The organism is Streptomyces sp. NPDC006925, from assembly GCF_042869575.1.
Classification (GTDB): Bacteria; Actinomycetota; Actinomycetes; order Streptomycetales; family Streptomycetaceae; genus Streptomyces.
The window spans coordinates 151,779-164,600 of record NZ_JBIAGB010000015.1 but is presented as its reverse complement, the minus strand read 5'-3'; the positions used below and the strand labels follow the sequence as shown (position 1 = coordinate 164,600).

Annotated in this window: 10 protein-coding genes; 3 read left to right on the top strand and 7 right to left on the bottom strand. The window is 71.3% G+C overall.

Features of this window, described 5'->3' with window-relative positions; translation table 11 throughout:
• Positions 1 to 90: 90 nt before the first annotated feature.
• Both ACFYNS_RS21030 and ACFYNS_RS21025 read right to left on the bottom strand, forming a co-directional pair.
• Positions 91 to 468 (bottom strand): hypothetical protein, encoded by a 378-nt coding sequence (locus ACFYNS_RS21030; RefSeq protein ID WP_388604447.1) that lies wholly within the window; start codon positions 466 to 468, stop codon positions 91 to 93.
• A 4-nt stretch (positions 469 to 472) separates the two neighbouring features.
• Entirely contained in the window at positions 473 to 3,133 is a 2,661-nt protein-coding gene (locus ACFYNS_RS21025; protein WP_388604445.1) for an ATP/GTP-binding protein, read from the bottom strand.
• A 490-nt stretch (positions 3,134 to 3,623) separates the two neighbouring features.
• Between ACFYNS_RS21025 and ACFYNS_RS21020 the strand changes: the two genes are divergently transcribed.
• Entirely contained in the window at positions 3,624 to 4,046 is a 423-nt protein-coding gene (locus tag ACFYNS_RS21020) for a hypothetical protein (protein WP_388604444.1), read from the top strand.
• On the opposite strand, the gene ACFYNS_RS21015 is transcribed toward ACFYNS_RS21020, so the two are convergent.
• Entirely contained in the window at positions 4,036 to 4,413 is a 378-nt protein-coding gene (locus ACFYNS_RS21015; RefSeq protein ID WP_388604442.1) for a MerR family transcriptional regulator, read from the bottom strand. The genes ACFYNS_RS21020 and ACFYNS_RS21015 overlap by 11 nt on opposite strands.
• Positions 4,414 to 4,527: 114 nt before the next feature.
• On the opposite strand from ACFYNS_RS21015, the gene ACFYNS_RS21010 reads away from it, so the two are divergent.
• Positions 4,528 to 4,974 (top strand): hypothetical protein, encoded by a 447-nt coding sequence (locus tag ACFYNS_RS21010; RefSeq protein ID WP_388604440.1) that lies wholly within the window; start codon positions 4,528 to 4,530, stop codon positions 4,972 to 4,974.
• A 28-nt stretch (positions 4,975 to 5,002) separates the two neighbouring features.
• Entirely contained in the window at positions 5,003 to 5,371 is a 369-nt protein-coding gene (locus ACFYNS_RS21005; protein ID WP_388604439.1) for a VOC family protein, read from the top strand.
• A gap of 31 nt (positions 5,372 to 5,402) precedes the next feature.
• Here the strand turns inward: ACFYNS_RS21005 and ACFYNS_RS21000 are convergent, their stop codons facing one another.
• From ACFYNS_RS21000 to ACFYNS_RS20985, 4 genes are all read right to left on the bottom strand, one after another.
• Positions 5,403 to 6,221 carry a DUF1266 domain-containing protein gene (locus tag ACFYNS_RS21000; protein WP_388604437.1) on the bottom strand — a complete coding sequence of 273 codons (819 nt, stop codon included), beginning with the start codon at positions 6,219 to 6,221 and terminating at the stop codon, positions 5,403 to 5,405.
• A 73-nt stretch (positions 6,222 to 6,294) separates the two neighbouring features.
• Positions 6,295 to 7,647, bottom strand: coding sequence for a diaminopimelate decarboxylase (locus ACFYNS_RS20995; protein WP_388604435.1), 1,353 nt, complete (start codon positions 7,645 to 7,647; stop codon positions 6,295 to 6,297).
• A 382-nt stretch (positions 7,648 to 8,029) separates the two neighbouring features.
• On the bottom strand, positions 8,030 to 9,823 hold the full coding sequence (locus ACFYNS_RS20990; protein ID WP_388604433.1) for a PucR family transcriptional regulator: 1,794 nt from the start codon (positions 9,821 to 9,823) through the stop codon (positions 8,030 to 8,032).
• A gap of 79 nt (positions 9,824 to 9,902) precedes the next feature.
• Positions 9,903 to 12,758, bottom strand: coding sequence for a SpoIIE family protein phosphatase (locus ACFYNS_RS20985; RefSeq protein WP_388604431.1), 2,856 nt, complete (start codon positions 12,756 to 12,758; stop codon positions 9,903 to 9,905).
• Between the last annotated feature and the right edge of the window lie 64 nt (positions 12,759 to 12,822).

Genomic DNA, 12,822 nt, shown 5'->3' with positions numbered 1-12,822 from the left:
GCAGAGCACGCTGCTCGACCGGCCGCATCGGCCGTGCCGTCACCGCTGTCCACACTCTCCTGACCTGCAGCTATTCAGGATGAAAGAGGTTCACTGAGCGAGAATGCGTCCAGCGTCAGGCAGAAGCGATGCGGGCAGCGGTTCCTGCACCTCTCCCGAGATCCACCTTTTGAGGATCGCGGGTCGATCACCCATCGGAGTGATCAAGGTGCCCTCGACAGAGGGGACGACCTCCGTGGTGGGCACACTCAGCCGGAAGACGGCCTGGGTGTGCGCCGCCAGGCGCTGGGCGCTGGGCCAGTCGTGGTTGTCGAGGATCGTCAGGACGAACTGACCGGAGGCGCTGGACAGCCTGAAGCTGGAGTTCGCCGCCCCACCTGCGAGAGGTGTGAGTCGTACCTGATCAAGCCCGTAATGCTGGGCAAGGGCGGAGACATCGAGCTGGTCTGAGGTGGTGTACTTCGCCACCCGGTCACTCTCCTCTACTCACTACGGCTTCCCGACGCCGGTCCTCTGCGATGGCGGTCCAGCGTGCCCGGACCTGGTCCTGCCCGTCCAGCCACTGCGCCCGGGGAAGCTCGGCAGGAGGTTCTTCGTCTGCGATGAGGTAGGAGAGTTCCGCCAGGTAGGCGAACTCTTCGCCACGGACGCACTCGTTCAACCGGGCTCTGGCCCTGGACAGCAGGTCGGGGGAGTCCAGGACGACTGCGTGCAGGCATACGGCGAAGCGGATGTAGGCGACGGAAGACGACAGCCCGGCTTCACCCGCCTGCGCAGCCACCTCCTCGGCCCGCTCAGGAAGATCAGGCTCGACGCCGGCGTTCCGTACCAGTTCGGCGATGCGTGTCTGGACCTCTGCCCACCGGATCGAGACGCCGCCCAGCAGGTCTCGGGCGCGTGCGATCTGTTCCGCGGCGCGAGGACGGTCCTGATAGGCGGACGCGAAAGCCAGGCATGCCTGAGACAGGGCGGCCTCCCCCGCGTGGCCGAGGTGCAGCGCCTCATCGCGGCTCACCGCGTACGCCGAGCAGGCCAGGGCCATGCTTCCCTGGGTCCACCACAGATCGCCGAGCACGCGGTCCCGGCGGCCCTCCGCACCCAAGTTCTCCGCCACATCACGTACCTGTGGGAATCGCCCCACCCGGCGGGCCAAGTGCGCGAGGCCGCGAGCGGCTGTGGGAGCCAGCCGCCCTCCAGCATCGACAACCCGCCGCATGCCGTCCAGAGAGTCATCGAGGTTGCCCAGATCCCGATCGCACTCCGCGAGGAAGTATCGCGGGAGTTCCCGCAAGGGTTCGGGCAAGAGGTCCGACTCCAGGACCATACGGAGCTGCTCGGCAGTCCAGCCGCGATGCCTGCGTTGTCGTTGCGCGATCGCGCGCAGCGCCGCAGCCAGCGCCTCCGCAGCACTGCTGATCTCCTCGCTGCCAGGCTCGGCAGACGGAAGCGCGGGAATCTCGATGGGCTCCCAGACGAAGTCGTCGACATAGCGGAACGCCGCATCCGTCAGCCAGCCGAGCTCCAACCCGTAATCACGTGCCAGCTTCAGACCTTGCCGCAAAGCAGCAACCAGGTGGATCCGATCCCCGGACGCCTCACGACCCAGGGCGTCGAACGTCCGCTGCGCCGCTCTCTGCCAGTCCGCCGCACTCCAGCGATCCTCGCTTGTGGAATCGGCTTCCTGGACTGCTTCGCGGACCAGAGCATGAACGCGATACTGCCACGGCGCCCCTGGATCGGCATCCACGAACGGCCGCTCCACCAGTTCCAGGGCCGGGGCATCGTGGTCGAGCCCGGCTGCAGCTACTGCCAGCTCGACGGAGAAGGAGTCCAGCAGACTCACTGCCCGCAGAACCTGTCGCACGTTCGGAGACAGGTCCCGGAACGTCCGTGAGACCAGGGCCGGGAAGTCGAAGTTGAATTCGGTCGGCTCAGGGGCCCGCCCATACTCTCGGTAGAGATCCAGGAAGCGCATGACAGCGAGGTCTAAATACAGCGGCAGCCCATGCGAGTTGGCTGTCACTATGTGCCGCGTTCGGTCGTCCATCAGCGGTTGCCCGGCCATGGTGAGCCGCTTGCACAGGTAGGTCTCGCAGTCTTCCGCCGACAGGTAGCCCACGGTGTGCTGCCGCGGCTCCTCAGCCGCGCCTCCCGTGAGCTGAGGCCAGAACTGAGCCCCTGCCCAGTCCAACTGCCCCTCGAGCCGCGCATCGTCCCACTGCAGACGATTGCGTCCAGTGATGATGAAGAGTGCGTTCGGCATCAGCCACGCCACCCGCTGAATCAGCCGTTCGAGATCACGATGTACGCGGTCCCCGACGTCCTCGAAGGTGTCCAGGAGCACGACCGGCGTCGCCCGATGCTTTGCAGGGACCCTGTCGAGATCCCATGCAAGGAGATGGGCGTAGTAGCTGAGCGCCTCGAGATCGGGATCGGCTTCGAGCAGGTCGGCGAGTCGTTGGCACTCGGCAAGAGAGCGGATCTGATGCCGCCGTTCGCGCAGAGCGCGGACCACTGACCGCAGTCCCTGCCCGACCAAGGCACCGGTCGTTCCCGGAAGCGCCACCGCCTGCGCGACATCTGCCAAGGCCGACTGCATCTGTTCGGACAGCGACTGGGTTCCCGAAAAACGACTGAACCACGTGCGCCGTCGCAGATACTCATCCAGCGGCTCACCCGGATGGTTGCGATCCCAGTAACGCTGAAATGCGATGTCGAACGTCGGCATCGGCTGCCCGAGGTCCGCTGCTGCCAGCCGAAGGCTCAGCATCAAGGACTCGAAGTCCCCGCCCGAATCCCGGGACATGTCCACCCGGACCGGCACCACTCGCCCCACCTGTGGATCGAGCGGGGACCAGCCGCTGCCGCCACCTTCGCGATCTCTCAGGTGCTCGGTCAGGGCTCGCGACAGCGTGGACTTGCCGATTCCGCCCACGCCGTAGAAGACCAGCACGTTCCGTCGGGGAGCTTCCAGGTCCTCGACGCTGAACCCGGCTCCTCGCACCCGCTGGGTATGCCGTACGAGGCTGGCCACCACGGTGTCCCATTCGTCGCGCCGGTCGGCGAAGAAGTCGACCGCCTTGACTTCACGATCATTCGAACGGAACAAAGCACGCAAATCCGGCTTAGTCATACAGAAGCTACTCCTCGACGCGGGAACCAGACACGCGCAGCAACCAGTCACCTGACGTGCAGTCAAGCACACGTTCTTCGGTCATCGGGCAGGCTCTGGGGGTTCTGACCCCAATGATCTCGGTAGGCCGCGGTCCGGCGTCATCATTTCCAGTAGCGTCCGAGGCGGTGGGCAAGGCGAATGGGTGCGCTGGCCCTGACCATGGGCGAACTGTCGCAGGCCAGCCGAGACAATTCGGTCGAACCCGGTCGGCTCGCCTCCCTTCCCAGCGCGCCCGGGGCTCATGCATCTCCCCCGAACCTGCCCAGTCCGGCAAGTGCATCGCACTGGGCCTCCCCAGGCAGACCGACCCGGCCCGAAGAACTGCACCCGTCACCCGCTACGACATGCGTGAACGATCGGTCGATCCGTGACCGTCGCCGAGCGCGAGCAGGCAGGTCCACCACGATGCGCCTTGGCACGTCACTGGGGCCCGGCAGAATATGAAGCCGTGAGCCTCCACTTCGAAGTCGTCTTCACCTGTTTCCTCCGGGACGACACCCCTGACGCGGTCCTGGACGCCCTGCGGTGGCACCTCGGGTTCATATCCGAGCGTCCATCGGCCCTTGACGAAGAGGAGCACGCCTATCCGTTGCTCGAACCGGATCCGGACGGCCCTCTACCCGGCGGGGACTGCGCTTCCCTGCGCCGTCAGTCCCGGGGCTTCGGGGCTGATGGCGAAATCCACGCATGGGGACTGTTCAGCCGCAACTACTGGCTCGATGACGATCTGGGAGAACTCGTCGTCATCCTGAGGCTGCTTGCCCCGCATGTCGAGGAACCCGGTTTCGGCGGGTATTTTCGAGAGGAGTACGCCGCAGAGCCCACCGTCTTCATCTTCCAGGACGGTACCTACGGATCGCTCAAGCTCTGATTGGATCTGCGCTCTCCGCGGTGTGCAGGGGGCACCCCTGACCCACGCGTGACGCCAGGTCGGCGCGCAGGAGGGCGAGTTCGGCCATGCGGGTGTCGATGAGCTGGATCTTCTCCGCCAGGAGCGCGGACAGCGCTTCGGCGGAGTCCGGTGTGTCGCGCAGTTCCTCGCCGTGCTGGGCGATCTCGGCCAGCGTGAAGCCCAGCCGCTGGGCTGTAAGGACATACCGCAGCCAGAGCACCGTTTCCGGTGGGAAATCCCGGTAGCCGTTGGGCAGTCGCTGCCCGGTGACGAGGCCCTTCTTCTCGTAGAAGCGAATGGCGTCCCTGCTCAGGCCGGTTTGCGCGGCCAACTCTCCGATCCGCACGCGCTCCCGCTCCCCCCTTACTCGGCCCCTCGGCCTTGACCTTGGAGCCTACTCCAGTGTTTAGCGTGACGCCGTCTTGCCGAAAGGCGCCGCAGAGCATTGGAAGTTCCGGTCATGACACTTTCCTTCTCTCCTTCCCGGCCCGCCTACCTCGGCGTCGTCCGTGTGAGCGCCTGGTACGACCTCGTCGTCACTGCGGGGTTCGCGACGCCATGGTCGTACGCCCTGTTGCACGGTGGTCTGTCGTCGGTGGGAGACGCGCTGGGTCTGGGTGTGCTGCCCGCCCTCGATCCGATCCAGACCCTGTACGCGAACCTCATGGGTTCGGTCGTGGTCGTCTGGGCGCTGCTGCGACTCGTCAGGCCGCTGGCGGTACATGGCCTGTTCGACGGTGCGGCGCGCTCGCTGTTCGCGATGTGGCAGGCCTACGCACTCGCACACGGTGCTATGAAGCTGCTCTGGGTCTTCCTCGCCGTGGAGGTGGGATTCGGCCTGGCCCAGCTTCTGCCATGGTGGCCCTCCCGCTCCAACGAGGTGGAACCGGCACTGCAAGGACGGTGATCCGTGTCCCGTCTGCCAGAATCGGCGCGTGCTGAGAGTCGGTTCCGTCGTGCTGGGTGTCTCCGATGTGCCGCGTGCGGCCGCGTTCTGGACGGCGGCCCTGGGCTACGTCCCCCGCGAGGAGATGGCCGACGACTGGGTGGTGCTGGTGCCGGCGGAGGGGACCGGGGTGCAACTGTCGCTCGGCCTCAGCGAGACACCTGTCCAGGAACATCCCCGGGTCCATCTGGACCTTTACGCCGGGGATGCACGCGACCAGGCCGCCGAGGTCGAGCGGCTGGTCGCGCTGGGGGCGCGGCGGGTCGACGGGGATCTCGCCCCGGACGACGCGGACTTCATCGTGCTCGCCGACACGGAGGGCAACCGCTTCTGCGTCATCGACACCGGACATCACTGACGGCGAGTGCAGGCCTCCGGAAGCCCGGCCTTCACCCCCGCAGCGGCAGCGCCGTCCAGGGGCTCTTGCGGTCGGCGGTCAGGAGCCGGTGGGAGTCGCGGACCTCGCGGTACCAGGAGCCGAAGGCGTCCTCGTCGAAGTGTAGGCAGCGGCCGAGGACGTAGCCGAGGGAGAAGTCCTGCCAGGTGTCGTACTCCTCCGCCGCGGCGGAGCCCACGACGCGGAGCGCCTCGCGTGCCTCGTCGGGCTGTGCGAAGCCCGCGTCCACGCCCCAGCAGGCCATGTTGGCGGCCCGGCCCAGGTCCCAGGCCAGGGTGCGGCGTACGACGGCGTCGCGGCCCAGCAGGCCGTCGTCGCGGAAGCGGGCCTCGTAGCGCAGGACGCGGCTGACGGTCTCGCGGAGCGTCGCCGAGGTGTCGCGCAGTTCGGGGTGGTGCGGGCCGAGCCGGTCCACCAGCCAGCGCCCCAGCGCGTCGTTCCACGCCTGCTCCGAGACCGGCTGCCCGGCCTCCGGGGTGCCCTGCCGCCGGACGAGGAGCGCTGCGCGGGCTCCCATGGCCATGTCCCACAGCGGGGTGGAGATCTGGCCGTCCAGCAGCTCCTGCACCATCTCGTGCCACTGATGCGCGTCGGTGACGTTCCACATCGACTTGAGCCGGGTGCGCTCCCACTTGGGCGCCGGGCGCGGGTCGGCGACCGTGTTCCACGGGTCGCCGTTGGCGTACTTCAGATGTGCCCCGCAGGCGAGGCCGCGCAGCACCGAGGTGTCCGCCTCGCCCCCGGAGCGGGCCGACCGCAGCCGGTCGCCCGCCCAGGGGAAGATCGGAGACTTGCGGAGAAAACCGAACACACTCGACCCCCGTGCGGAACGCACCCGGTGTTTCCGGGAACGGTGCGGGAGCCTATCCGTGCCGCCGTCCGGCTCAGCGGCCGGGTGCGGGGCCGCCGGTGAGCGCCCCGCGCTGGGCGGCGCCGCTCTCCGCCACGACCTCCTCGATCCGCTGCGCCGCGCGCACCAGCGAGAAGCGGGGACCGTCGTCACCGTCGCGCCGGAAGCCGTACACCGCGGGCCTGGGCAGGCTGTTGTACTGGAAGGGCGTGGAGAAGTAGTAGGCGCCCGTGTCCCACAGCGTCACCACGTCGCCGGGCGCCAGTTCGGGCAGGGCACGCTCGCGCGCCACCAGGTCCCCGGCGAAGCAGCACGGCCCGGCCACGTCCTGCACCAGCTCGGGGGTGCGCTTGGGTGCCCCCTTCGCGTCGAAGGCGCCCACCCGCAGCGGCCACGCCTCGGGGGCGAACGCCGTGCGGGTCGCCACCTGCGCCCCCGCGTGGGTGACGGCGATGCGGCGGCCGCCGGAGGTCTTGGTGTACTCCACCAGCGCGGCGATGAAGCCCTGCTTGGCCAGCAGTGAGCGGCCGAACTCGGTGACGACGGTGTACCGCCCGTCGAACAGCCCCGGCACGGTGCGGCGCAGCAGCCCGGCGTAGGTGTCGAACGACGGATCGGTCTCGTCGCCCGCGAAGTTCACCGGGAGGCCGCCGCCGATGTCGACCGTGTCGATCTGCTGCCGGCCCGCCTCGCGGTTGATCCGTTCCGCCAGCGCGAAGACGACCCGCACCGACTCGGCCATCAGCTCCAGCGGCACGCCCTGGGAACCGGTGTGCGAGTGCAGCCGGGTCAGCCAGGGGCGGGCCAGGAAGCTGTCCACGATCCACTGCTCGGCCCCCTCGTCGCGCAGCGCCACCCCGAACTTCGAGGTGGCCGTCGCGGTGCTCATCGCGCCGATGGCACCCGTGCCCACCTGGGGGTTGATCCGCAGGCCCAGCGGTGCCCCCGGTGCCTGACCCGCCGCGGCGCGCCCGGCCACCAGCGCGTCGAGCCGGGAGAGCTCCTGCGGGTTGTCGGCGTTGACCGCGACGCCGTTCTCCAGTGCGTCCCGCAGCTCGGCCGGGGTCTTGGCGGGGGAGTCGAGGACGGTCCGGGGGGCCGGGACGCCCGCGGCGCGGGCGAGTGCCAGCTCTCCCGGGCTCGCCACCTCGGAGCCGATTCCTTCCTCGTCCAGCAGTTCCAGCACGGGCACCAGGGAGGCTGCCTTGACGGCGAAGGTGTGCAGCACGGGGGAGGGGCCGGCGAACGCGGCGTGCAGCTGCCGGGCACTCTCCCGGATGCCCTCGACGTCCAGCAGGGCGACGACCGGCGTCTCCGGGCCCAGCAGCCCGTCACGTACCGCCGCCCGGACCGCCTCCTGCCTGCGCGCCACGGCGTCCGGCACCATCTGCGACTCCCTTCACGTGGTCGGCCCCGCGGGCGGGCTCTCGGCCCGCCGGGGCGCTCCTGCCTCGGGTTCCCCGGGTCGGCTCGGTGACTCCGTCGCCGGGCCGGTGGGCTGTCGTACGCCCCGCCCCGGTCCGCCCCGGTCCGGCGTGCCCGGTCGTCTGTCGCCGGTCGCCGGTCGCCCCGAGAACACCCGTCCACTGTGCGCCGCGGGCCCCGCCCGGTCTGCGGTGGCGGGGCCGAACCTCCGGGCGCTGGGATGGACGCCGCTCCAACGGGGCGGCGGCATCCCGGCGGGGACTGTGCGCGCGCACCATGCGCCGCCCCGCGTCTGGTGCGGCCGCACAACGCGATCCCGGCCGCACAACGCGCTGCGGCGCCGCTCACCCCGACCGGTCGTCCCGCGGCGCTGCCGGATGGCGGCCCGCCGCACGCAGTGCCAGTTCGGCGAGCAGCCGCACATCGGGGTCGTCGAGGTCGAGCCCGAATCGGTCGCGCAGCCGGCGCAGCCGGTAGCGCAGGGTGTTCGGATGCACACCCAGTTCGCGCGCGGTGCCGGGGACGTCGCCGAACCTGCTGAGGTAGGCGGCCAGGGTGGGCGCCAGCGCGGTGCCGTGCTGCGCGTCGTGGGCCAGCAGCTCCCGCACCGGACCGTCCACCGGCGGCGTCAGCCCGGCCACCGTGTGCACGGCGCGCAGCGCGTCCAGTGCCGCGCGCACGTCCGTCTCGGCGGCGACCTCCAGCGGCTCCGGAGCGCTCTCGTGGGCGGCTCGTGCGGCGCGGTCCCGCAGCACCTGGAGGACAAGGTGCGCGGATGTGCGCGACCGGGGTGCCTTCGCCGGAGTGGGCTGCGGCGTGCCGAGGGCCACCAGGGGGAGGGCTCCGGCTTCGTGGACCGCGGCGGCGAGCCGCAGGGCCAGCCGCCGGGCGGTCGCGTCCGCCTCCGCGGGCTCCCCGTCGGGCAGCGGCAGCAGGATGTCCAGCCGGTCGGCGTCCCGCAGTGGATGCCCGGGAGGCTGGTGAGCCGTCGCCTGGAGGGAGGCCAGGCGCAGCGCCCGGTCGTGGGCGTCGGGGAGCTGGGGCTCCGCTGCTGCGCTCCCGGTCCGCGGAGGGCCGCCCCGGGTGGTGACGGCGCCCTGGGGGGTCACGGCCCCCTTGGCGGCCACGGTGCCCTGGGTGGTGACGGACAGGACGACGCAGGGCGTCTCGGGGGTGAGTCCGAGTGCGGCGGCGGAGTCGGCGTCCCCGGTGCCCTCCAGCAGGTCCCGCACCGCGCGCCTGCGGTGCGCCGCTCCCTGCTGGGTGCGCTGCCGGTGCCGCAGCAGATGCGGGGCCGCGGTACGTGCCGCCTCCCGCAGTGCCTGGCGCGCCGCATCCCGCAGCGGGCTGCCGTCGGCCGCGGCCCAGATCGAGCCGAGTACCTCGTCCCCGGCGCGCACCGCGACGGCCAGCCGCTCGGAGAACTGCCCCTCCGCGGGGCGGTGCACCACCTCGTCCGTCGACCACAGGGTGCGCAGGAATCCGCTGGCGGTCAGCTCGGCCAGCCGCCACCGGGGCACCTGCTGGCCGAGGATGGTCTGGCGGCGCAGTGGGTCGGAGCCGTGCTCGGTGGGGGAGAAGGCCAGTACCCGCGAGTCCGGGTCCTCGATGGTGATGGCGCCGCCCACCAGTGCTGACAGGGCGCGGGCCAGTGCGGGCAGATCGCCGAGCGGTACGTCGGTGGGGTACTCCCGGGCGGGTGGGCCGCCGGCGTGTGCCAGCCCGGCCCGCAGCGTGCCGATCAGTTCGGTCCACTCGACCCAGGGGGCGCGGGTCAGCAGTGCCGTGCCGGTCTCGGCGGCCACCTCCAGCAGCCGCGGGTCCGTGCCGCCCGGGCCGCGCCGCACGACGACGGCCGCGGCCCCGGCGCGGGCCGCGGACCGCAGCACCAGGGGTGCGGTGTCGGAGGAGTCGTCGGTGCCGGGGGCGAGCAGCACCTGTCCGTGCGCGGCGAACGTCTCCCCGGCGTCGAAGACGCCCACCCCGTGGACGGGGACGTGGCTGCCGCGGGGCGCCGCCAGCAGGTCCAGCGCCTCGCCCGGGGTGGTCGCCAGCAGGCTCGCCAGGGTGGGGTGGCCCTGGTGCTGCTCTGTCACCTCGGGGGCGGCCGGTCGGTGGGCCGGGCTTGAGCTGGACATGGCCCAAGTGTGGCCCAGCCGCAGAGTGCGGCAGCGCGAAGGTTCCCGAGCCCGCGGGGGCCGCGCGGGGCTCACCGGGTCACAGGGACTCGCCCCACTGGTCGAGGAGGCTGTCGGCGTCCTCATCGGGGCGGTGTTCCTCGGGATGCAGGTTCTGTTCCGTCCACATCACCTTGCCGTGCGGTGTGTAGCGCGTGCCCCAGCGTTCGGCGAGCTGCGCCACCAGGAACAGGCCGCGGCCGCCCTCCTCGGTGGCCGCGGCGCGGCGCATGTGCGGCGAGGTGCTGCTGCCGTCGGAGACCTCGCAGGTGAGACGGGACTGGTGGAGCAGCCGGACACGGATCGGTTCGCTGCCGTAGCGGATGGCGTTGGTGACCAGTTCGCTGAGGATGAGTTCGGTGGTGAAGGACGTCTCCTCCAGGCCCCACTCGGCCAGCTTCCGGCTGACCTGGGCGCGCAGCGGGGCCACCGCGCCGGAGTCGGCCGGTACCTCCCATTGGGCGACCTGTTCGGGATCGAGTACCTGGGCGCGGGCCACCAGCAGGGCGATGTCGTCGCTGGGCTCGGCGGGCAGCAGGGCGTCGAGCACAGCGCGGCAGGTGTCCTCGGGCGACCTGCCGGGACGGCCGGTCAGGGTCCGGCGCAACAGGGCGAGGCCGTCGTCGACGTCGCGTTCGCGGTCCTCCACCAGTCCGTCGGTGAACAGGACGAGCTGGCTCTCGGGCGGCAGGTGCAGCTCCGCCGTCTCGAACGGGGCGCCGCCCAGGCCGAGCGGCAGGCCGACGGGCACCTCCGGGTAGTCGACGGTGCCGTCGGGCGCGACCAGCGCGGGTCCCGGGTGGCCGGCGCGGGCCACGGTGCAGCGTCCGGAGACGGCGTCGTAGATCGCGTACAGGCAGGTGGCTCCGGTGACGGTCGCACCGTTGCTCTCGCTGGTCTGGTCCTGGTCGATCCGGTCGACCAGCTCGTCCAGGTGCGCCAGGAGTTCCTCGGGGGTCAGGTCGAGCGAGGAGAAGTTGAGCACGGCTGTGCGCAGCCGGCCCATGGTCGCGGCCGCGTGCAGTCCGTGGCCCACCACGTCGCCGACCACCAGCGCCACCCGGGCGCCGGGCAGCGGAATGACGTCGAACCAGTCGCCCCCCACCCCGGCCCTGGTGGGCCGGTAGCGTGAGGCGACATCCAGGGCGTCCTGGTCGGGCAGGCCGCGGGGGAGCAGACTGCGCTGGAGAGTGACCGCCATGGCGTTCTCGCGGGTGTAGCGGCGGGCGTTGTCGATGCTCACCGCGGCCCGTGCGGCCAGCTCCTCGGCGAAGGCCACGTCGTCGTCGCCGTAGGGTTCGCTGCGGTCGGTGCGCCAGAAGTCGACACTGCCCAGCACCACGCCGCGGGCCCGCAGCGGGGTGCTGATCAGCGAGCGGATGCCGTACTCCAGCGCGGCCCGGCCCTGGTCGTGCTGCTGTGCCAGCCAGTCGTCGGCCTGCCGCAGGTCGGCCTCCAGGACCGACTGCTCGCCCGCCTCCTCGGCGTGGCCGCGCAGCGTCTCCACGGTCCGGACGACATCGCCCACCGGGAGCAGCGGCGCGTCGTCGCGGACGCCGCTCATCGCGGTGCGGCGCATGTCGGTGCGCGCGGCGGAGGGCTCCTCGCCGCGCAGCACCGGGTCCAGCAGTTCGACGGTGGCGAACTCGGCGAACCGGGGGACGGCCACCTCGGTCAGCTCTTCGGCGGTGCGGGTCACATCCAGCGTGGTGCCGATTCGCACCCCGGCCTCGTACAGCAGCCGCAGCCGCTTCCGTGCGCCTTCCGCGCGGCCCTCCAGCGCGTGCAGCTCGGTGGTGTCCCGCAACGTGGCCACCCGCCCGGGCGGGCCCTCCCCGCTGCGGGTGGAGCGGATGTTGACGGCCAGCAGCCGGCCCTTGGCCAGATGCACCTCGTCCGAGGCGGCGCGGCCCGACGTCAGCAGGCCCATCATGCCCGCGCCCAGCCCGACCTGGTCGACAGGGCGCCCCTCGGCGTCCTCGGGCAGCTCCAGCAGCCGTCGTGCCTCGTTGTTGACCAGGATCAGCCGCCCCGTCTCGTCGACGATCAGCACGCCCTCCCGGACGGCGTGCAGCACCGCGTCGTGGTGCTCGTACATCCGGGTCATCTCCTCGGGCCCCAGACCGTGGGTCTGGCGCCGCAGCCGCCGGTTGACCAGCGCGGCGGTGCCCGAGGCGAGCAGCAGTGCCCCGGCGGCCGACATGAGCAGCACCGGCAGTTGCCGCTTCACGCCCTCGTTCACCCGGGATACCGTGACGCCGGTGGAGACCAGTCCGGCGAGGGTGCCGTCCGGCCGGGTGACGGGGACGGCGGAGTTCACGGTCAGTCCGGGGGCGGCCTGGAGGGTCTTGGTGGTCGAGCGGCCCTCCCGCGCGTTGTCCACGAGGTCCTGCACGGGGCCCGCGACGCGTTTGCCGATCAGGTCCCGCTGCGGCGCCGTGACGCGGGTGCCGTCGGGCTTCCAGACGACCACGTAGGAGACCTTGGTCGCCTTGCGGACCGCTTCGGCGCGCGGCTGCAGCGCCGCGGTCGGGTCCTTGCTCTCCAGCCCGGCCAGGACGTCCGGGGAGCGCGCGAACGTGGTGGCGACGGCGAGGGACTGCTTGTCGGCCTGCCGGGTGCTGCTCCAGCGCGCGTGCAGGACGAAGGCCACCACCACGGCGATCATCAGCAGCACGATGACCGACACCTGGAGGAAGAAGACCTCGCCGGCGACGGTGCGGGGGCCGAACGGGAGCCGGAAGAGGCGTTCGCGGGCCGGCGGCCCGCTGTCGGGGGGCCTGTCCCGGGAGGGCGTCCGCTCGGCACCCGGGCCGTGCGCGGAATGCGCGGAGGCGGACCGCACCTGGCGGTGCTGTCCACGCCGAGTCGATCGGCGCCCGAAAAGTCCGCGCATGCACCTTTTCTAGCAGTTCTCCGCATGGTGAGCCTCCGTCGACTCGGACTCTCTCCACCCGGAA